General features: G+C 61.0%; 22 protein-coding genes and 2 pseudogenes. 17 read left to right on the top strand and 7 right to left on the bottom strand.

The features are described from left to right. The 3 genes and pseudogenes from QU595_RS17400 to QU595_RS17390 form a co-directional block, all read right to left on the bottom strand. On the bottom strand, positions 1-237 hold the full coding sequence (locus QU595_RS17400; protein WP_315924150.1) for a hypothetical protein: 237 nt from the start codon (positions 235-237) through the stop codon (positions 1-3). Positions 238-271: 34 nt separating this feature from the next. Further along, complete coding sequence (locus QU595_RS17395) at positions 272-409, bottom strand: hypothetical protein (protein WP_315924148.1); 138 nt, start codon at positions 407-409, stop codon at positions 272-274. A gap of 71 nt (positions 410-480) precedes the next feature. Further along, a pseudogene (locus QU595_RS17390) lies at positions 481-666 on the bottom strand (hypothetical protein); the annotation flags it as partial. Between the two features lie 501 nt (positions 667-1,167). On the opposite strand from QU595_RS17390, the gene QU595_RS17385 reads away from it, so the two are divergent. The 6 genes from QU595_RS17385 (at position 1,168) to QU595_RS17360 (ending at position 6,277) form a co-directional block, all read left to right on the top strand. Beyond that, positions 1,168-1,485 carry a co-chaperone GroES gene (locus QU595_RS17385; RefSeq protein ID WP_315924146.1) on the top strand — a complete coding sequence of 106 codons (318 nt, stop codon included), beginning with the start codon at positions 1,168-1,170 and terminating at the stop codon, positions 1,483-1,485. Between the two features lie 50 nt (positions 1,486-1,535). Then, the gene (gene groL / locus QU595_RS17380) at positions 1,536-3,173 is read left to right on the top strand and encodes a chaperonin GroEL (protein WP_315924144.1); all 1,638 of its coding nucleotides are present in this window, start codon (positions 1,536-1,538) and stop codon (positions 3,171-3,173) included. Between the two features lie 153 nt (positions 3,174-3,326). Next, positions 3,327-3,719, top strand: coding sequence for a hypothetical protein (locus QU595_RS17375; protein WP_315924142.1), 393 nt, complete (start codon positions 3,327-3,329; stop codon positions 3,717-3,719). Between the two features lie 79 nt (positions 3,720-3,798). Further along, positions 3,799-3,966: a hypothetical protein gene (locus QU595_RS17370; RefSeq protein ID WP_315924140.1), complete on the top strand. Its 168-nt coding sequence runs from the start codon at positions 3,799-3,801 to the stop codon at positions 3,964-3,966. Positions 3,967-4,056: 90 nt separating this feature from the next. After that, positions 4,057-5,100 carry a fatty acid desaturase gene (locus QU595_RS17365; RefSeq protein WP_315924138.1) on the top strand — a complete coding sequence of 348 codons (1,044 nt, stop codon included), beginning with the start codon at positions 4,057-4,059 and terminating at the stop codon, positions 5,098-5,100. A gap of 502 nt (positions 5,101-5,602) precedes the next feature. Beyond that, entirely contained in the window at positions 5,603-6,277 is a 675-nt protein-coding gene (locus tag QU595_RS17360; protein WP_315924136.1) for a uracil-DNA glycosylase, read from the top strand. Positions 6,278-6,280: 3 nt separating this feature from the next. Here the strand turns inward: QU595_RS17360 and QU595_RS17355 are convergent, their stop codons facing one another. Both QU595_RS17355 and QU595_RS17350 read right to left on the bottom strand, forming a co-directional pair. Next, complete coding sequence (locus tag QU595_RS17355) at positions 6,281-7,456, bottom strand: nucleoside triphosphate pyrophosphohydrolase family protein (RefSeq protein WP_315924134.1); 1,176 nt, start codon at positions 7,454-7,456, stop codon at positions 6,281-6,283. Positions 7,457-7,473: 17 nt separating this feature from the next. After that, complete coding sequence (locus QU595_RS17350; protein ID WP_315924132.1) at positions 7,474-7,944, bottom strand: hypothetical protein; 471 nt, start codon at positions 7,942-7,944, stop codon at positions 7,474-7,476. 7 nt (positions 7,945-7,951) lie between these two features. Between QU595_RS17350 and QU595_RS17345 the strand changes: the two are divergent. From QU595_RS17345 to QU595_RS17325, 5 genes and pseudogenes are all read left to right on the top strand, one after another. Beyond that, positions 7,952-9,014, top strand: a pseudogene (locus QU595_RS17345) (IS3 family transposase); the annotation flags it as partial. 304 nt (positions 9,015-9,318) lie between these two features. Beyond that, positions 9,319-10,566 (top strand): hypothetical protein, encoded by a 1,248-nt coding sequence (locus QU595_RS17340; protein ID WP_292841434.1) that lies wholly within the window; start codon positions 9,319-9,321, stop codon positions 10,564-10,566. Then, entirely contained in the window at positions 10,566-11,417 is an 852-nt protein-coding gene (locus tag QU595_RS17335) for a hypothetical protein (RefSeq protein WP_292841437.1), read from the top strand. The genes QU595_RS17340 and QU595_RS17335 overlap by 1 nt, the downstream gene beginning before the upstream one ends. Positions 11,418-11,452: 35 nt before the next feature. Continuing rightward, positions 11,453-11,989, top strand: coding sequence for a TIR domain-containing protein (locus QU595_RS17330; RefSeq protein WP_292841440.1), 537 nt, complete (start codon positions 11,453-11,455; stop codon positions 11,987-11,989). Positions 11,990-12,024: 35 nt separating this feature from the next. Beyond that, complete coding sequence (locus QU595_RS17325; protein WP_315924128.1) at positions 12,025-12,576, top strand: toll/interleukin-1 receptor domain-containing protein; 552 nt, start codon at positions 12,025-12,027, stop codon at positions 12,574-12,576. 217 nt (positions 12,577-12,793) lie between these two features. Here QU595_RS17325 and QU595_RS17320 read toward each other — a convergent pair whose 3' ends face one another. Both QU595_RS17320 and QU595_RS17315 read right to left on the bottom strand, forming a co-directional pair. Continuing rightward, entirely contained in the window at positions 12,794-14,116 is a 1,323-nt protein-coding gene (locus tag QU595_RS17320) for an ATP-binding protein (RefSeq protein WP_315924126.1), read from the bottom strand. Next, positions 14,113-14,769, bottom strand: coding sequence for a response regulator transcription factor (locus tag QU595_RS17315; protein WP_315924124.1), 657 nt, complete (start codon positions 14,767-14,769; stop codon positions 14,113-14,115). The genes QU595_RS17320 and QU595_RS17315 overlap by 4 nt, the downstream gene beginning before the upstream one ends. 111 nt (positions 14,770-14,880) lie before the next feature. On the opposite strand from QU595_RS17315, the gene QU595_RS17310 reads away from it, so the two are divergent. The 6 genes from QU595_RS17310 to QU595_RS17285 all read left to right on the top strand — a co-directional run bounded on the left by QU595_RS17310 (position 14,881) and on the right by QU595_RS17285 (position 20,385). Then, entirely contained in the window at positions 14,881-15,450 is a 570-nt protein-coding gene (locus QU595_RS17310) for a hypothetical protein (RefSeq protein ID WP_292841596.1), read from the top strand. A 4-nt stretch (positions 15,451-15,454) separates the two neighbouring features. Then, positions 15,455-16,117, top strand: a complete 663-nt coding sequence (locus QU595_RS17305) for an ABC transporter ATP-binding protein (protein ID WP_292841593.1) — start codon at positions 15,455-15,457, stop codon at positions 16,115-16,117. Then, positions 16,110-16,793, top strand: a complete 684-nt coding sequence (locus tag QU595_RS17300; protein ID WP_315924121.1) for an ABC transporter ATP-binding protein — start codon at positions 16,110-16,112, stop codon at positions 16,791-16,793. The genes QU595_RS17305 and QU595_RS17300 overlap by 8 nt, the downstream gene beginning before the upstream one ends. Then, complete coding sequence (locus tag QU595_RS17295) at positions 16,775-19,423, top strand: ABC transporter permease (RefSeq protein WP_315924119.1); 2,649 nt, start codon at positions 16,775-16,777, stop codon at positions 19,421-19,423. Before QU595_RS17300 ends, QU595_RS17295 begins: the two co-directional genes overlap by 19 nt. Positions 19,424-19,501: 78 nt before the next feature. Continuing rightward, entirely contained in the window at positions 19,502-19,753 is a 252-nt protein-coding gene (locus tag QU595_RS17290; RefSeq protein ID WP_292841587.1) for a DUF1344 domain-containing protein, read from the top strand. A gap of 242 nt (positions 19,754-19,995) precedes the next feature. Then, the gene (locus QU595_RS17285; RefSeq protein ID WP_292841585.1) at positions 19,996-20,385 is read left to right on the top strand and encodes a hypothetical protein; all 390 of its coding nucleotides are present in this window, start codon (positions 19,996-19,998) and stop codon (positions 20,383-20,385) included. The last annotated feature ends 47 nt before the right edge of the window (positions 20,386-20,432 follow it).

The raw sequence follows: 20,432 nt of genomic DNA, 5'->3' as shown, positions 1-20,432 counted from the left end.
TCATTGCCTTCCTTCGTCCACCGCTTCCGAGCCGATGATGCCGCAGTAGTGCATTCTGCCGTTCGGGTCGGTGATCGTCATGGAGTCGGGACGCTGTGGCATGTCGAGGGTCCGCGCCAACAGCCGCGCGGCTGCGATGGCGCCGTCGAGATCGTCGAGTTCCACGGTTTCACGACCGATGACGGCATGTGCATCGTCCGCGTCGCGGGTCCTGTAAAACTCGATCATGATCTTCATCGTTCCTGCCCACCGGTCTCGCCGATCGCGGTTATCAGCCCTTGCCGCGCGAAGCGTTGCTGTTCGCGGCGAGCTTTATTTGTTTACCGAACGTGCTTTCAGGCTTGGGCGGCGCCTTTTCCTGCTTCGGCTTCCTGATTTCGCGATTGCTGCGTTTCTGTCCCTTGGCCATGGCCGAACGTCCTTTCGATGAGGGTTGCGCCTTCGCTGAATTGCGAGGCGCGGGCCGGTTCGAGGCTATCCGCGCGTCCCGATGCTCGGCAAGTGGATGAAAGCGCCGATACGCCGCCAAGCAAGCCAGGAGGCACCCTCGATTGCTTCCTCGTCATGGTCGACGCGATAGTCTCCGGCCGGGTGCAGTGTATCGAGGTCCGGCAGCCGGAACGGCGCGGAAAAATGGACGACGGTCTGTGTGGTACGGCTGGCCATGGTTGCGATTTCCGCAGGAGCACGCAAAGGCGCCTCCTGCATTGTTCCCATCCGAACCGGAACGATGCCAACGCTGCCAGTACATCCGTGGTCAGCGCCGGCGTTCATTCCGAGGTTCGAACGGAACGACACATGCGCCGGATTGGCGCAATAAAGCCGCTATCGAGAATTCGGTGGTGAATGGCGGGTCTCTGACACCGCTAAAGCCAAATCGGCCAAATCAACGAGCCACGTATATGCGCTTCAATTGAGCTGCGAACAAGGCGCGGAATAATTTTTATTTATGGACACGAATTAAAAATCTCAATTTACGTAAAATAAACAATCGCTTGAAATCAAAATACAGCCCTTGAAAAGTGATAATTTCTGAAAATTATTTCAGATAGTCAGAGAGATATTTTGAAATACGCAAGAATTAATTTTGGCAGTCCTATCAATCGAGTGCCAAACGCCCTATGTTGGTGACGTGGCAGCCCTACGCGCGGCCGCAGAAAGATCCCAATGAAATTCCGGCCACTCCACGACCGCGTCGTCATCCGGCGTGCGGAAGGTGATTTGAAATCCAGAGGCGGGATCATCATTCCCGACACGGCAAAGGAAAAGCCGCAGGAAGGCGAGGTGGTCGCCGCGGGACCTGGTTCTCGGGACGAAAACGGCACCCTGATCCCGCTCGACGTCAAGGCGGGCGACTTCATCCTGTTCGGCAAATGGTCCGGCACCGAGGTCAGGATCGACGGCGAGGACCTCCTGATCATGAAGGAGGCTGACATCATGGGCATCGTCGAAAAGGCCGGAGCCGCCGCCGACAAGGCCGCCTGACCGCGCTCATTCAAGATCGGCCTCATTCAAGAATCGATTGGACAAACATCATGTCTGCCAAGGAAATCAAATTCTCCACCGATGCCCGCGACCGAATGCTGCGAGGTGTCGAACTGCTCAACAATGCCGTCAAGGTGACGCTGGGACCGAAAGGCCGCAACGTCGTCATCGACAAGGCCTATGGCGCGCCGCGCATCACCAAGGATGGCGTCACGGTCGCCAAGGAGATCGAGCTCGCCGACAAGTTCGAGAATATGGGCGCGCAGATGGTGCGCGAGGTGGCCTCCAAGACCAACGATCTGGCCGGCGACGGCACCACGACCGCGACAGTGCTCGCCGCTTCCATCCTGCGCGAGGGCATAAAGTTGGTCGCCGCGGGCATGAACCCGATGGATCTCAAGCGTGGTATCGACCTCGGCGTCATCGCCGTCGTCAAGGAAATCCAGGCGCAATCGAAGAAGGTCAAATCGTCCAGTGAGATCGCCCAGGTCGGAACCATCGCAGCCAATGGCGACGCGTCGGTCGGTGAAATGATCGCCAAGGCCATGGACAAGGTCGGCAATGAGGGCGTCATCACGGTCGAGGAAGCCAAGACGGCCGAGACCGAACTCGACGTCGTCGAGGGCATGCAGTTCGACCGCGGCTATCTTTCGCCCTATTTCGTCACCAATACCGAAAAGATGCGCGTGGAATTGGAGGAGCCCTACATCCTCATCCACGAGAAGAAGCTCGGCAATCTCCAAGCGATGCTGCCGATCCTGGAGGCCGTCGTGCAGAGCGGCAAGCCGCTGCTGATCATCTCGGAAGATGTCGAGGGCGAGGCTCTCGCCACGCTCGTCGTCAATAAGCTGCGCGGCGGGCTCAAGGTCGCTGCAGTCAAGGCGCCGGGCTTCGGCGACCGCCGCAAGGCCATGCTGGAAGACATCGCCGTTCTGAGTGCCGGTCAGATGGTCTCCGAGGATCTCGGCATCAAGCTGGAAAACGTCACGCTCGACATGCTCGGACGCGCCAGACGTGTCGTGATCGAGAAGGATACGACCACGATCATCGACGGCGCCGGCGATAAGGCAGGCATTGCCTCGCGCATCGCCCAGATCAAGGCGCAGATCGAGGAAACGACCTCGGATTACGACAAGGAGAAGCTGCAGGAGCGGCTGGCCAAGCTGGCCGGCGGCGTCGCGGTGATCCGCGTCGGCGGCGCGACCGAGACCGAAGTCAAGGAGAAGAAGGACCGCATCGACGATGCGCTGAACGCCACGCGCGCGGCGGTCGAGGAAGGCATCGTTCCGGGTGGCGGCGTCGCGCTGTTGCGCGCCAGGACCGCGCTGGCCTCGCTGACGGGTACCAATGCGGACATCAGCGCCGGTGTCTCGATCGTGCTCAGGGCGCTGGAAGCGCCGATCCGGCAGATCGCCGAAAACGCCGGCGTCGAGGGCTCCATCGTCATCGGCAAGCTCGCGGACAGCAAGGATCACAACCAGGGCTTCGACGCACAGACCGAGACCTATGTCGACATGATCAAGGCCGGCATCGTCGATCCCGCCAAAGTGGTGCGCACCGCCTTGCAGGATGCCGGCTCGATCGCCGCCCTGCTGATCACAGCGGAAGCGATGATCGCCGATATCCCGGCGAAGGAGTCCGCCGCCTCGGCAGCCGGAAACGGCGGAATGAGCGGAATGGGCTACTAGGCGCATCGACAGTCGCGGATGCCAGGGACGGCGTCTCCCAATTTCGCATTTCGTTTCAGGCCATCGCGCCCGAACCGACAAGCGAAGGCAGTGCCTCAACCCTCCGCCGGCGGCGGAGGGCAATCGGAACTTCAATCGGAAAGGATTGATACCATGGCCATGCAAAGCACGACGAAACGATCCCTCTCACGGCGCTGGGAAGACTATCAGCCTTCGAAGGCCATGCTCGCCTGGGCGTGCATCGCGGCGGTCGTCGCCACGATGGTCGTCGGCTTCAGCTGGGGCGGCTGGGTGACCGGCGGCACCTCGCAGGCGATGGCCGCGACAGCAGGTGACAACGCGCGCGGAGAACTGGCCTCCGCCATATGCGTCGAACGATTCAACGCGGCACCGGACAAGGCGGCGAAACTTGCCGAGTTGAAGGCCCTGAGCGACAGCTACACGAAACGGCAGTTCATCGAAGCCGGCGGCTGGGCGACCATGCCCGGGCAGACCAGCCCCGACAGGCTGGGCGTTCAAGGCTGCGCCACGGCTCTGGCCGCATAGCCTTCGAGGCAAGATACCCCTGATCGCCGGGCAGGTTTCCGGCGATCTCTTTCGTCATCCACCAAAAGGAGTCCATTCGATGACCGACTCTGTCAGGAAAACCGATCCGAAGCCGGCAACGGAAGAGAACGAACAGAACCGCTTCGAAAGCATCCGCAAGGCGGCTGCCGAACGGCGCCGGAAAGCCGACACCGACGGCACACGCCGGCGTGCCCGCCAGACGGCCGAGGACAACCGTCTGCTATGAAAACGCAAGCGTGACCGCTTCCCCACACCATGACTCCTGCTTGGCGGATCGCTCCGCGCAGCAGTCTCTAGACAAATCGAGGCCCGACCATTGTCGTTGACGCAAGCCGCCACAGCCATCTCCCCGCTCCAGGGCAGCGAACGGGCTTGGCCCAAGGTTCTCGCCAGCTATCGGGAGCCGCACAGGGGGCGCAGCCTGCTTGAACTGACAGTCACCCTTGTCCCGTTCGTCAGCCTTTGGACGCTCGCCGCGATAGCGGTGGGTCATGGCGTCTGGTTGGGAATGGTGCTGACTGTTCCGGCGGCTGGCTTCCTGCTTCGCCTGTTTATGATCCAGCACGATTGCGGTCACGGTTCCTTCTTCGCCCACCGCAAGGCGGATGACTGGACCGGTCGCGCGATCGGCGTCCTGACGTTCACGCCCTATGATTACTGGCGCCGTGCGCATGCGGCGCATCATGCCTCGGCCGGCAATCTCGACGAGCGCGGCGTCGGCGACATCACGACCCTGACCCTCGCGGAATACTACTCGCTGTCGCGCTCGCACCGGCTCGCCTACAGGCTCTACCGCAATCCTGCCGTGATGTTCGGCATCGGCCCCATCTGGCTTTTCCTCTTCAAGCAAAGACTGCCGTTCGGCATGATGCGCTCAGGGTTGGAACCGTGGGTCTCGACCATGACGACCAACTTGGCGATCCTGTTCCTGGCCCTCGGCCTCGTCTGGCTGGTCGGCATCGGATCGTTCATGCTCGTGCAACTGTCGGTCGTGGTGATGGCCGGATCAGCCGGTATCTGGCTGTTCTACGTCCAGCATCAGTTCGAGGAAACGCACTGGTCGCAAAAGCCGCAATGGCAGTTCCAGGACGCTGCCCTGCACGGTTCCTCATATTATGAACTGCCCTTGGTCCTGCGATGGCTGACAGCCAACATCGGCATTCACCACGTCCACCATCTTTCGAGCAGGGTGCCGTATTACCGGCTGCTAGAGGTGTTGAGGGATTATCCGGAACTGCGCGGCATCGGCCATATCACCATCATGGAAAGCCTCCGCTGCGTGAAGCTCGTCCTCTGGGATGAAAGCAGCCAGCGCCTCATCTCGTTTCGGGAGGCAGACGAAGGGACGGCGTCGCGGTAGCAGCGGGCAAACATCGCGTTGCCACGAGCAGCCGCCGGCGCCCAGCAAAATCCGGATTGTTCTCCTAAGACGAGGGTGACCCTATTTTTCGCATTACGAACATCGGCAATGCGCCCTTTTCTCAGCCGTTGAGGTCAGCTTTGCCGCTGCCCAAAAGCGGACGTTGGCTGGCCGTTGGAAGTCGTGGAAAGACCAAGTTTTCGCGCTCGGGCACAGTCATGGATCATCATCGAGACGCGGGACGCATCTGCGCTGGGTCCACGGAGCGGTCACCGACGCTGCGCGCGGCTTACAACGCAGATCGAAGAGGTCCATTCAGAAAATAGACTGTTGCCCACGGATCACAGGTGCGACCGATCTGACTTCTATTTTCGTTGCGTTGCGATGCCGGATTCCCTCGCTAGGAGTTCTGTGTCACAAATCGGCCTGCAGGGATTTGCGTTGCAGTGGCCGCAGTCTTCAATGGCGCCACCCCGATTTTGTCAGAGCGGAGATGGATGGCGTGAACGTCGACGATTTTCTCGATGATCTTTCGGGGCTCAGATTTCCTCACGCCTTCAATCCTTACTCTGAGAAGTGCGCCGTTCACGATGTAGACGAGGCCCCGGCTATCCGGCGCAAGAACCTAGAGGCAATACTCCTCGCTGCGACAACGAACGGAATTGATTCGGTCTGGATCGGCCGTGATCTCGGCTATCGCGGGGGAAGACGAACAGGCCTCCCTCTGACAGACGAGGCCCATTTATCATCCCATGCCGCAATCTTTGGCTGCGCCCCCCTTTGCCGAGCTACAAAAGGACCAATGGTAGCGGAGCGCACCGCGACAATCATTTGGCGCATGCTGGAGAATATTGGGCGGCCCGTGTTCCTGTGGAATGTATTTCCCCTTCATCCCTACGAGCAAGGCGATCCCCTTTCCAACAGATGCCACACAAGAGCGGAGCGCCAGGCTTGCAGGAGCCTGCTGGTATGGCTCTTGCGGACTTTGAGCCCACAGCATGTGGTTGCCATCGGCAAGGATGCGCAAAACGCGTTGGCGGATCTCGATATTCCCGCTGCCGGCGTGAGACACCCAAGTTACGGCGGGCAGACCGAGTTCATCACCGGTATCAAGACGCTTTACGAACTGCCGCAGGCAAGACGCGAGAGCCCGCAACTGTCTCTGTCGCTGGCCTGAAATTCACGGATTTGGGGAATAGGCGAGCGTTCTGTTTTCGAGATCCGCGGTGACAACGCCGCCCCGGTTGGCCTGAAGTTCGCGGAAGACTTCGTAGCCCGACAAGATGGACTCCTCCCAAAGCCACAGTGGCATACTCGCAACCTCGTAGCCTTCAACGAATTCTCTGACCGTTTTCAGAAGGCCGTAGTCGAGTGCGGGAACACCCTCGAAAAGTCTCAGCCGCTGCGCGTGATTGAACACCCAGGTGGAAACGCCCTCTTCGATCAACACCGCACGCGCGCCATCCTCAACCTCGTCGATTTTCGGAACGCTCTTCCGCTTGCGCTTCAAAAGGCGTCTCAGATTGGGCGACCATCCGAGTTTGGCGGCGAATGCCATGTGGAAAGCATCGTGAAATCGATAGTCATCGTCCTCCATACGGTTGTCCGTCAGCTTGTCGCCGAGCGGGCTCCCCTCATAGTAGGGCGTGACCTGGCGCTTCCCGGGTTCGCCGTTCTCGACAAGCGTCAGAGAAAACCGCCGAGGAAGCCTTTCGTGCTCAGGAAAATCCGCATCCAACAGCTGCGGATAGCGCTTCTCCTGCGGCCAGCGGTCGTACGTTTTCCTGAGGTTCTCCGCCGCCGCATCAGCAAGACTGAGTCCAGCTTCCTCGGCAGCGTCCCTAAGGCATCGCAGTATTGCAACGAGCCTTCCGACGATCGAGGCTTGGTTGTCCTCTAGGCGGCCCGCCTGGAAATCCACAACCAGAAGCCCCACCTCCGACGCCAGTTTCAGCAGGCGTTGTTCAAACTGGCTGCTCGGTTCAGACGCTTTCCTTCCGACAGGCTTCTGCAGATCCACAAACTTGAGATCTTCGGGTGCCGAGAACTGCCAATCGTCCACCGGCCGGTCAATATTATGCCCGACGTAGGCGAGGCTGATGTTTGACCTGCATGCAATCGCGCTAAGATACCATAGAGTATCACCAAATTCCTCAACCACCGTTTTCTGGTATCCAATATAGGCCGCTCTATCTCGCTGCTTTTTCTTTACTTCACTCAATATGCTTCCGGCCTCTCCGAAAATCCCTAGAAGGGGAAAAGAGAGATGTCGATTGGTTCTGAAGAGCTTATCTGTCTTGTTGGCAGCCTTCTGATAGGCGCTAAGTGTCAAAGTTCCTGCTGAAAACTCGATCATGCTGAAAACCTTTTGAGCTATTCGACAATCTTGTCCATGCGTTTCGAGTAGCGCGAGCTGCTCTTCATGAACTGATACGGTATTCCGATAACGGTGTTAATTTGTCCCTTGTATTGATCTTGGATCCAATCCAGCAATGGCTGCGCTTGGGCCAAGGTGAATTTTCTATGGCCGATCCCGTTGTGATAACCGAGCTGCGTAAGGATTCCCCCGGGAACCACAGGAGCTGCATTGCCGAAGTAGTAGAAATTGCGGGAGAGCAGTACTCGATTCGTCTGAGTGTCGTTTTTGATATTCGATGGTTCGGGGCTGCCATCGATTTGGCTGTGATGTGAATCCTCCTGGATCCATGCCGTCATTCCTTGCGGTCGATGATAGATATTGTCGCCCATGATGGTCTTGCGACTGCCATTGCGGACAGGTCTCTTGCAGCGATACTCGGGATCGTCCCAGTACGCGTCGAAGGTGAGTGTCTCGGTCACCTGCATGGCGTATGCACGCGACCTCGATGTCCACGAGAATGTGCTGCGTAAATGGGTGCGCGAGCTATCGGCCGATCCGCAGCACGCCTTTCCCGGCCACGGGCAGATGAAGCCGGAGCAGCAGGAGATTGACCGGCTGCGCAAGGAGGTCGCGAAGCTGAAGGCGGAGCGCGATATCCTAAAAAAGGCCGCAGCCTACTTCGCGAGGGAAGTGACATGAGGTTCGCTTTCATCGCGAGGCACCGGGGCATCTGGCCGGTGGCATGGCTGTGCGATGCGCTGGATGTCTCTCGGTCGGGCTTCCATGCCTGGCTCAACCGCTGCCCCAGCGCTCGCTCCCGGCACGACGAAGTGTTGGTGACGGCGATCGACCGGAGCTTCAAGAGCAGCGATCGAACCTATGGTGCACGTCGCGTCTGGCATGACGTGCTGGCCGAGGGTCTCTCCTGCGGCCTGCATCGCATCGAGCGGCTCATGCGGGAGAACGGGCTGCGGGCCCGGCCTCGGCGTCGTGGGCTGCCGAAGGACACCGGCGAGCGAGCGGCAGCGTCGGACAACCTCCTTGACCGCGCCTTCGATGCGGCGGCACCGAACCAGAAATGGATCGCCGACTTCACCTATATCTGGACCGCCGAAGGATGGCTTTACGTCGCCGCCGTCGTCGATCTGTTCTCCAGGCGTGTCGTCGGCTGGGCGATGAAGGCCGAGATGACGGCGCAACTCGTCACCGACGCTCTGATCATGGCGATCTGGAGGAGAGGCAAGCCCGACAGCTGCTGCACCACTCCGACCAGGGATCGCAATACACCAGCGAGCAGTTCCAGCGGCTGATGACTGATCACGGCATCACCTGCTCGATGAGCCGGTCGGGCAACGTCTGGGACAATGCTGCGATGGAGAGCTTCTTCTCGTCGCTCAAAACCGAGCGGACGGCCCGCAAGGTCTACAGGACGAGGGATGACGCCAGGGCGGATGTGTTCGATTACATCGAGCGCTTCTACAATCCTCGGCGGCGGCACTCGACACTGGGCTATCTGAGCCCTGTGGAGTTCGAGGAAAAAGCTATGTTAGCTTAACCGCGTGTCCGAAAAACCGGCAGCAGGCCATATAGGGCATGCCGATCTGCTTCAGGAACATGGTTTGGCCTCCGTAGCTTGGATGGCGAACCTGATTCACTTCCAGTTTGGGAGGTGGCCATCGCGAATGGACATTCCCTTGGCCAGGAGATCCTTGAGCTTCTTCAGACCCGCGTCATCTTCGTGGACATGAACACATTCTTGGTCGAATCTTGTCCCATCGCTCTGCCTTTCAAAATATCTATACTTAGTTAAGTTTGAGTTCCGATTCTTTTCAAGCGTCGGATGAGAGGACGGTGAAACTATGCTGCCGCCAGTGCTCGAAATCTACATCGTTTGGCATCCTTCCGACCGGGCCGGTGAGAATATTGGGGAGGAAATTATTAGGCATTTCCGTGGCTCGGCCTTCACGGGACTCATTGGCGGAGCCGTCGAAGTCCTCGTGCGCAGCCAAGGCTGGGCTGGCGGTGCCGATGCTCCGCGCCCTATTCCGACCTCCTCCAGACCGCAGCCCAATGGCATTCCATGCGCTCGCTATACGGCTATTGTGCCGTTATGCGGCACGGAGTTGGCGGCCTCCGTTGAAGCCGGTTCACCTTGGCGTGGTTATGCGGAGGCGATCGTGGAGGCGCAACGCGAACATCCTGCCACAGTCGGGATTTTCCCGTATCTTCTGGCGGGCGGAGCACTGAGCGGCACCGTTCTGGGAGGGCTATTTGGAGCCTATCAGGCATTCGCAGCGGGCGCGACCGACGCGCCGCATGATACGGCGCAAAACCTCAGATGCCGCGACCTGACGCAGAGTCTGGCGCAGTTCCTAAGTCCGGAACAGAACCCCCGCGTAACGGCGTTCATCAGCCACACCAAGTACAGCGCGGCAGCGGAGGTTGGAGACGTAAAGGAGTTGGTCGCTCTCGTGCGGGAGGTTATTGCCAACACGCATCTCGCCGCATTCTTCGACGCAAGCGATCTGCAGCCCGGAACGGACTGGTCAGCGGAGCTTGTTGCCAACGCGGCGACAAGCGCGCTCCTGGCCTTGCGGACAGACCTGTATCCGAGCCGCGTTTGGTGCCAGCGGGAGATGTTGACGGCAAAACGCAACGGAATGCCGGTGATCATAGTAGATGGAATTGGATATGCCGAGGAGCGGGGATCATTCCTGATGGATCACGTGCCGCGCGCCCCTATTCATGTAGATGATGGCCGCTGGCGACGCCGCGACGTTTACCGCGCGCTAGACTTGCTCGTTGATGAGTGCCTGAAGCGTGAACTTTGGCGATGCCAAAGGGAACTCGCCGGTCCCCGTGACGACTTGAAGGTGTCGTGGTGGGCTCCTCATGCTCCCGAGCCGCTCACACTTATCCAGTGGCTAGAAGAGGCCCGCGCCGGCGGGTCGCTTCCCGCCGGCACCGAACCGTTGCGCATTATTCATCCCGATCCGCCACTCGGCACGGATGAAGCCGTGGTGCTTCAGCAGATCGCGCGTTTTGGCGGCGTGACTGGAAATCTGGATGTGATGACGCCCCGTCAACTGGCGGGACGGGGTGGCTGATGGCACAGGACAAGAAATCTAAGGGCGACCCGCTACTGAAACCCGAGGCTCTGGAGGGACTGCGTATTGCAGTGTCCGTGTCCAACAGCCCCGATCTCGCGCGGCTTGGTCTGCACGAAATACACTTCAGGCTGGCGCTGGGAGAGATCGCGCGCAGCGTTCTTGTCGCGGGTGGAAAGCTCGCATATGGCGGGCATCTGCAGCCGGACGGGTACACGGCGTTCCTGGTCGGGGAGTTACAGAGATACAGCCGCCGGGACAGGCCGCTGCGAATATGCCTGCCTGCCTCCGAGCACGGGAAGTTGACGGACGCACAGCTTCATGATGCAGCCGCCGAGTTGGGCCTGTTCGGTGAGATCGTCTGCCTGTCTGCTGATGGCGAGCCAATAGCCTTCATTGCCAACCGAACCTTTGACCCCGATGACACACCACGCGCCCTGTCCGGTCTTCGCCGCTACATGACCGCAGAATCGCAGGGACGCATTCTCATTGGGGGAAAGCGGTCCGGGTTCCAGGGAACGATGCCCGGCGTCGTGGAAGAGGCGCTGTTTGCGCTCAAAGCCGGACAGCCCTTGTATGTTGCTGGCGGCTTCGGCGGTGCCGCAATTGACATTGTCGGTGCGATAAACAGAGAGGCAGCGGCCTGGTTCGTTCAGCAGGATGGTGCCGAGCGGGACGGGCGGCTGGATGATGCGCTCGGGATCATTCGTAGTCTCACGGAGGGGCGCAGCTGGACCGCGCTCGACAATGGCCTCAGTCACGATGAGAACGCAAGGCTGGCCGCCACACCGCGACCAAGCGAAATTGCCGCGCTGGTGAGCCTCGGGATGGGCCGCCGCTTCGCGGCATGAAGGTGCTTTTTGAGAACCCTAGTAGGCGACCCGCAATGGCCATCGTTCGACGTAAATGTTTCATTTCGTATCACCATGCAGACCAGGACGCTGTGAATGCCTTCGTGCGCCGATTTGACCACGAACGCGACAGTTTCATCGCGCGGGGGCTGGGCGAAGAAATGCCTGGCGATGTCATCAACAGCACGAACACGGATTACGTGATGGCCAAAATCCGTGAACGCTTTCTCTCCGACTCGACCGTCACCATCGTTCTATTGGGGCGGTGCACCTGGGCGCGCCGTTATGTGGACTGGGAGATTCAGTCCTCCTTGCGCAGAGGGGAACAAACGATTCCCAACGGATTGCTTGGGATCAAGCTGCCCAGCTTTACGAGCTTTCCCCAACGCTTCCATGACAACCTGTCATCGGATTGGCCGCGCGTCGATTGCTACGCGAGGCATATGGAATATCCTGGGAGTACGGAGGAATTGGTGAGCGGCATCGAAGCAGCATATCAACGGCGAGCGACCCATGCTCATCTGATTGTCAATCCCCGTGACCGCATGGGGTACAACCGGCAGTGCCAATGAACTGCATCATACATTTGATCACGGAATAGGGTCACTTGGTCTCCTACACCACCAAAGAAGAACTACGCGGATTTGTCCGCGATATTTCTGTCTTGCAGCGCACGCGAACGAGGAAAAGCGCTGAAGAGCGATCGCCGCAGGGAGCGACGTTTCTTTCTCATTCCAGCCGGGACGACGATCTGGTTGATGGCGCGATCCTCATTCTGGAGAATCACGGCGCAACCGTCTATCTGGACAAAATTGATCCAGAGTTGCCGCCATACACCAGCAAGGAAACTGCTGCAAAGCTCAAGACACGCATAAACCAGTCACGCAAATTCGTGCTCCTGGCAACGAAGAACAGCAAGGAAAGCAAATGGGTCCCGTGGGAGCTTGGTCTCGCGGACGGGTATAAGGGGCTTGGCAAGATTGCCCTTTTCCCCGCCGTTGATGCGCGATACGAAACGTCGTGGACCTCTTGGGAGTATATGGGCCTTTATGATCGTATCGTTTGGGGCAAGCTAAAGGGCTATGAAAAGGAAGTCTGGATGGTCTTGGACGAAGTCGACAACACGGCCACCGAATTGTCGGCGTGGCTGCGCGGGTAGCTGACATTTCGACGTCAAACGGCGGAGGCAACCCAGGCAGATTTCTCTCTTCCGCAGGAGACTCAATCGAATTTCTGCGAGAGTTCGAAAGAGATGTCCCTCTTCAGCGACCGCTATTCGATCCTAAACACCTGACAGCGGACGGTCCGCAGACGGCCCCGGTTCAGCTATAGATCGCTCGTACTGGCAGTTAGTGCGTACCTTAGTTGCCCATGGGCTAGGCACTTTGTTGTACAGTAAGACATGCGATGAGACCCGGCCCGTCCTTGCGCATGGTGAGCGTGAGTCCTGCCCCCTGTCTTTCGGCCGCTGCTTTCGCGATCGCCAGTCCCAAGCCGCTCCCCTCGCTGTCCTGGGCCCCGGCACGGAAGAACCGCTCAAAGACGCGGGGCATGTCGTCCTCCGCAATGCCAGGGCCGGTGTCGCGGATTTCTATCCGGGCTTTCGGCCCCTCGGCTATCACCGCGACATCGACGGTTCCGCCACGCGGCGTGTATCGCACGGCGTTCTCCGCGAGGTTGCCGAGGATGATTTCCAAATCGGCCGAGGAGCCAGTCACCATGGCGCTGTCCTGGCGGGTGATACCGAGGTCGATCCCCCGACTCTCTGCGAGCGGGGTCAAACGCGCAACGGTGTCGAGCGCAAGCTGGACTAGATCGATCGGCTGCGGTGCAGGTGCTGCCTCATGGGCATCGTAACGCGCCAGGCGCAACAGCTTACCCACAAGGCTTCCGGCCCTGCCTATCCCGGCTTCCAACTCGGCCAGGCGTTCGGAAAACCGGTCGTCTCGATCGTCATGCCGAAGGTTGTCGATCTGGATCTGCAATGCCGAAAGCGGCGTGCGCAGTTCATGCGCCGCGTCCGAGACGAACCGCCGTTGCCGTTCCAGCGTGGCGCGCAATCGGGCGAGCAGCAGATTGATCGAATTGACAAAGGGAATGATTTCCGCCGGCACGTCGTCGGTCGGCAAAGGATCGTCCGCCGCCGCATGACGGGAGGCCACCGCGACGGCCAGGCGATCGAGCCGGGTCATGATCCGGTCGATGATCCAGCCCAGTGTCAGCAACGACAGGGGAATAAGGACCATGATGGGAAGCGCCGCCTGCAAAGCCGCGTTGGCCGCCAGTTCCCGCCGAACACTGGTGTCTTGGGAAACCTGGACCGTTCGATCCGGCGCTACCAGTGTATAGACGCGCCAGTCGCTGCCACCGACCGAAACGTCGGCAAAGCCGGTCGCCGGTTGCCGGAGAAGGTCGATGGCGGGATGCGACTGCCGCACCGGCCGGCCGGACGCATCCCAGACCTGAATGACGAAGTCGTCCTCGGGATCGTGCGGCGCGGCGCTGTCCGCCGCCCCTGCCGGCGATGACGGCGCATCCCCGACATAAAGCGCGATCTGCCGAAGCTGGTTGTCGAGGAAGGCGGAGGCCTCGTTGCGGACAAGGAGGTAGGAGGTCGCCGCCGCGCAGATGCCGATCGCCGTCATCAATCCGGCGAGCCACAGGAAAGCGGTGCGGCGGATCGAAATCGCGTTCGTCATTTCGGAACCATCCAGCCGGCGCCCCGGACATTGCGAATGATGTCCTTGTCGAACTTGCGGCGCACATAGTGGATGAGCACGTCGATCGCGTTGCTTTCCACCTCCTCGCCCCAGCCATAAAGCTTTTCCTCGAGCTGAGCGCGGGAAAGGATCGTTCCGGGCCGCTCCAGCAGCGCCTGCATCAAGGCGAACTCGCGCGCCGGCAACACTTCGCCGTTGCCGCGATATTTGACCTCGTGGCTCGCCAGATCCAGTTCGATCTCGCTCGTGCATAGGATTGAGACCGCCTGACCGCCATGCCGGCGCAGGACGGCGCGTATGCGGGCAAGCAGCTCCTTCACTTCGAACGGCTTGATCAGATAGTCGTCGGCCCCGAGATCAAGTCCGGCGACACGATCGTCGAGTCCGTCGCGCGCGGTAATCACCAGGATCGGCCTCTTGTCGCCGGCGGCGCGCAACGAGCGCAGGATTTCCAGGCCCGAACGGCCGGGCAGGCCGATGTCCAGCAAAACGAAGCCATGGCCGCCGACGGCAACGGCTTCTTCGCCGAGATGCCCGTCGCGCACCCAGTCTGCCGCCATGCCGGCGTCGTCGAGGGCCTGCACCAAGGCCCTTCCGAGCATCATGTCGTCTTCGATCACCAGGACACGCATGATGCAAGACGTAACCGAAACGGATCCGCCTGCACAGGTTCCGGTGCTCTAAGACCCTTCTAATTCTACTGGCGTCCTATGCCTTACCAAGTTCGCACAGGAGCCCTGGCCATGACCGCGTATTACCGCCTGTCTGCTGCACTCGTCGTCTTGTTCATGGTGGCCGGGACGTTTCCCGCCGCCTGGGCGCAAGAGAAACTCGTGGCGCCGGAGACGAACCCACCGGGTGACATTCCGGACAACCAGGTCTTCATTACCTACAGTTCTCCCGACGGATTTGATCTGAAAGTGCCCGAGGGATGGTCACGAACCGCGATCGACCATGGCGTCCGGTTCTTCGACAAATATGATGAGATCGACGCCACCCTTGGCGGCGCAAGCGCTGCTGCAACGGCCTCTTCGGCCAAGACTCACGAAATTCCGGACCTCAAGGCAACCGGACACGCCGTCAAGGTCACTGCGGTCAAGGATGTGAAGCTCACGGCCGGACCGGCCGTTCGCATCAGTTATCTCTCGAATTCCGCGCCAAATCCGGTCACGAACAAGCAGATCAGGCTCGAACACGAGCGCTTCATCCTGTTCAGGAATGGCAAGACCGTAACCCTCGATCTCTCCGCACCGGCTGGCGCTGACAATGTCGACCAGTGGAAACTTATTTCCAATTCGCTGCGGTGGAGATGAGACCATGCCTGCGCTGGAAGCAACCGAGCTTTACCGCTTCTTCCATGCCGGCGACGACGAAGTCGTGGCCCTGCGCGGGGTTGCCCTCACGCTCAACGAAGGGGAGTTCACTGCGTTGAGGGGACCGTCGGGCAGTGGAAAATCGACGCTGCTTTCCTGCCTGGCCGGAATCGATGAACCGGACGGTGGCGCGGTGTCGATCGGGGGCGAGCGCATGACCCGGCGCCCCGAGCCCGAGAGGGCGCGGTTGAGGGCGCGCCATTTCGGCATCCTCATGCAGTCCGGAAATCTGTTCGGGCACCTGACGGTGCAGGCCAACCTGCGTCTCCAGATGGAGCTGTCCGGCCGTGGCAAGCCTACCGAAATCGACGACCTTCTCGGCAATCTCGGCCTCGATGGTCTCGCCGATACTTTGCCCGCCCACCTTTCAGGCGGCGAGGCCGCTCGCGCCGGCCTGGCCGTGGCACTCTCGGCAAAGCCCCCGGTACTGCTCTGCGACGAGCCGACGGCGGAAGTCGATGCGGCGACGGAACAACTCGTCATCGATCGCCTCATCGAAGACTGTCGAAGAGGCGCTGCCGTCCTGGTCGTCACGCACAGCCCGGCGCTCGCCGCACGAGCCGATCGCGTCGTCGACATCCGTGATGGAAGCATTGTGCATGGATAGGACCCTGGTAGTAGCCACCGATCTTTGGCGAAGCTTCCAGCGTGAGCGAGGCGTCGTCACGGCCGTTCGGGGTTGCTCCTTCAGGATTCATGCCGGCGAGACGATCGCGATCATGGGACCTTCGGGTTGCGGGAAGACGACGCTCCTGAATCTGATCGCCGGCCTGGACGTCCCGAGCTCGGGCCACGTGGAATGGCCAGCACTCGGCGCCACCGACACATTGCGCCCAAAGCGTATCGGCGTCGTCTTCCAATCCGCCAACCTGATGCCCGCACTCACGGCCGTTGAAAATGTCGAGTTGCCGATCCTTCTCGGCAACGGCGCGGAATCCAGGATCCGCGCTCTAGCCGCACTTTCGACTGTCGGGGTCGAAACCCAGGCGTCGAAGCTTCCTGAACAGCTCTCCGGCGGTCAGGCAGAGCGGATCGCCGTCGCCCGAGCCATCGTGACGGACCCGGAACTGATCGTCGCTGACGAGCCGACAGGTCAGCTCGATCAGGCGGGCGCCATGGCACTGGTCGATCAGCTCCTTGCCTGGGGGCGTGGGGCGGAAACCGCCATCGTCGTCGCCACGCATGACGAGAGAGTGGCGGCAAAGATGAACTGCATCTGGCGTATGCGTCACGGCAAAGTCGAAAGCATGGTCGAGAGGTCCGCATGTACCGGTATTGGCTGATCGGACTTGTCCGAACCGGCTCCGGCCGGCTCATGGGCACCATCGGCGGTGTCGCGCTGACGGTTGCCTTCATCGCTTGCCTGGGAGCCTTTCTGCAGTCCAGCGCGGCCGGGATGACGGCGCGGTCGATCGCGCAGGTGCCCGTCGATTGGCAGGTTCAGCTCCAGCCAGGGGCGGACCGCGCAGCGGTCGAGGCTGCGATTCGTTCTGCCGCGGCGGTTATCGGCCTGCAATCGATCGGTTATGCCGACGTACCAGGCTTTGAGGCAACGACCGGAGGCACCGTCCAAGCCACCGGCGGCGGCGAGGTGCTCGGCATCGAGCCCGGCTATTTCGGCCAGTTCCCGGCACAGGTTCGACGGCTGGTCGGGTCGGTCGACGGTGTTCTGGTCGCGCAACAGACGGCCGCCAACCTACATGTCACGGTAGGGGACCAGGTCGTCATCCACCGCTACCAGACGTCTGACGTCGCCGTGACCGTCGCCGGCATCGTCGATTTGCCCAACGCAGATGCGATGTTTCAGGCGATCGGCGTCGCCCCCGGCGTCGCACCGCAAGCTCCGCCCGACAACATCATGCTGTTGCCGATGTCCCAGTGGCGGCAAATATTCGCGCAGCAGGGCGCAAACCGGCCTGACACCGTCAGGACCCAGTTCCACGTCAGCTTCGATCATCGCAATCTGCCTGCCGATCCGGTTGCCGCCAGCAACGCCGCGACAGAGCGTGGCCGCAATTTCGAGGCGCGCGTCGCGGGAGCGGCTCTGCTTGCCAACAATCTGGCGGCTCGATTGGAGGCGGTGCGCGAAGACGCCCTCTATGCCCGGCTGGTCTTTCTGTTCCTTGGCACTCCCGGGGCTGTCCTCGCTATCCTGCTCACCCTTGCCGTCGCCGGCGCCGGGCGTGACAGGCGCCGCCGTGACCAGGCATTGCTGCGCTTGCGAGGGGCAACGGTCGATGCCGTTCTTCGCCTGGCCGCAGCTGAAGCGATCCTCGCGGGCGTCGGCGGTGCGGTTCTCGGGATTCTCCTCGGTGCGCTTGCTGCGCATTTCCTCCTCGGGGCGACACTCCTACGTGGGGTCGCTATTCCTTTGCTCAGCGCCGTGGCCGGGCTCGCGCTGTCGCTCGCTGCCATCCTGCTTCCCGCCTGGCATGATGCTCGTAGTTCCACCATTGCGGCCGGTCGGCGACCGATAGGTGAGCATCGGACGCCCTTCTGGGCTCGCGGTTATCTGGATCTCGTGCTGCTTGCGCTCGCGGCGGCGCTCTACTGGCGTTCGGCGGCGAGCGGATACCAGGTCGTCCTCGCGCCGGAGGGCGTGGCGGCGACGGCGGTCGACTATACCGCGTTCCTCGCCCCTATGACGCTATGGATCGGTCTGGCGCTGTTGGCCATGCGGCTCGTCGGGGTCGGGCTACGGCAAGGTCGGCCGGTGCTAGCCAAGTGCTTGCGACCAGTCGCCGGACGTCTGGCGGATGTGGTGGCTGCGACATTTGGGCGACAAGGCCGCCGCCTGACTGCCGGCATCGGCCTGGCTGCGCTTGCTTTCGCCTTTGCCTCGTCAACCGCGATTTTCAACGCAACCTATGTGGCCCAGGCGCGGGTCGACGCTGAACTCACCAACGGCGCCGACGTCACCGTTACGGGCACATCCGCCGCGCCCGCCTCCCAAGTCCTTGGCAGCCTCTCCAGGTTACCGGGCGTGGCGGCGGTCGAGCCGATGCAACACCGATACGCATACGTCGGAACCGACCTTCAGGATCTCTATGGCATCGATCCTGCACGCATCGGGATGGCCACAGCCATGTCCGACGCCTATTTCGCCAATGGCAACGCCGGGGCGACACTCGCCGACCTCGCGCAAACGCCCGATGGCGTACTGGTCTCCCAGGAAACCGTGAACGACTATCAGCTCAGCCGCGGCGACAGCATCAACCTTCGTCTGCAAAACGTGGCCGATCACCAATATCACGTCGTGCCCTTTCACATCGTGGGCGTGGTGCGCGAATTCCCGACTGCGCCCAAGGATTCGTTCCTGGTCGCCAACGCAGCCTACATCGCCCGGCAAACCGGTTCCGCGGCAGGCGAGATTGTTCTCGTTCGGTCGAACGGTGATCCCGCCCGCATCGCTTTGGCCGCTCGAAATGCGACTGCGGGTATCCCTGGACTGAAGGTCAGCCAGATCGGCGATGCCGTCGCCTTGATCGGATCCAGCCTCACTGCCGTCGATCTCGCCGGCTTGACGCGACTGGAGTTGATCTTCGCGCTTGTCATGCTTGCCGCATCGGGCGGACTGGTACTGGGCCTCGGCTTTGCCGACCGCGAGCGCTCCTTCGCGATTCTCGTGGCCCTGGGGGCCCGGCCACGGCAACTCGGCGCCTTCGTTTGGGGCGAGGCGGCTTTAGTCATCGGCAGCGGCATGGTCCTGGGTCTCACAGCCGGTACGCTGATTGCCTATGTCCTCGTCAAGCTGCTGACAGGAGTGTTCGATCCGCCGCCAGAGGTGCTTTCGGCGCCGTGGCTCTACCTTGCTTCTCTCGTCGTCACGGCGGCCGCTGCCGCTCTGGTAGCCTCGACGGGTGAGGCGATGCACAGCCGGACACACGTCACAGACAAGCTCAGAGGCGGGTGAATATCCGTTTTCCCGCAACCCATGCCGCCACTACGGGAAAAGACAGATCGGCGGCCCAGACCTTGAAAGGATAAGCAGATGAAGCCGCAAACGATCATAGCCGCCATGCTGGTTCTGGCACCGATCAGTACCGCATTCGCTGCCCAGACATCCGGCACGATCACCGCAATCAGCAAGAATGCAGACACGATCACGCTGTCGGACGGCAAGACTTATTCCCTGCCCGAAGGGATCGAAGACACCAAACTTCGCATCGGCGAAAAGGTCCAGCTAACTTATGCGGACAAGGGCGGTAAGGCGGTTGTCTCCCATCTGGTTTCGCAAAAATGAAAATTACGGCGGCCGGTGCAATTACCGGCCGCCGCTTTCGCGCGCGGTTGGCAGCCGATTGCTCGTGCCCAGCGCCACGCAGCTCTAATTCTTAGCTAATTGAACCTGCGTATTCATCACCGAACGCCAAGGAAGAGCGGAAGGCGCGTCGAGCTATCGCTGCGGGCAGGCCGTTCAACCGGTGAGGGGCGATGCGGAAACAGCGCCCTTCTTGTGACGCCAGAACTCGGGGAAATCCACTGATGAGACAGATTTTTCTAGCCATCGCACTTATTGCCGCTCCCGTGGCGGCTTTCACAGGTTTTGAGCTCTACGCCAGCAATGCGCCCGCCAAGGCGGCGGGGCTTGGCGACCTTTCATCCTTCAAGACCATCATCGCCGACGTTCAGACCCTCGCCTCCAAGGGCGATCTTGCCGGTGCCGCCAAGCGCATCACCGACTATGAAACCGCCTGGGACCAAGCCGAGACGGCAATCAGGCCGCTGAACCAGACCGACTGGGGCAACATCGACGCCGCCTCGGATGCCGCGCTGAAGGCGCTGCGCCAATCCCCGCCGTCGGCCGACAAGGTCAACAAGACGCTCGCCGGCCTGATGGCCGTCCTCAACGATCCGGCCCGGCCGGCTTCGTAGGCGCACGTCACCCGCACCTCCGACCTTTCCCTCCGTCCATTTCAGGA

It is taken from the genome of Mesorhizobium sp. SP-1A (genome assembly GCF_032460275.1).
In the GTDB taxonomy this organism is placed as follows: Bacteria; Pseudomonadota; Alphaproteobacteria; order Rhizobiales; family Rhizobiaceae; genus Mesorhizobium.
Note: the sequence above shows the minus strand (reverse complement) of the source record. Positions and strands in the feature narration are given on the sequence as shown.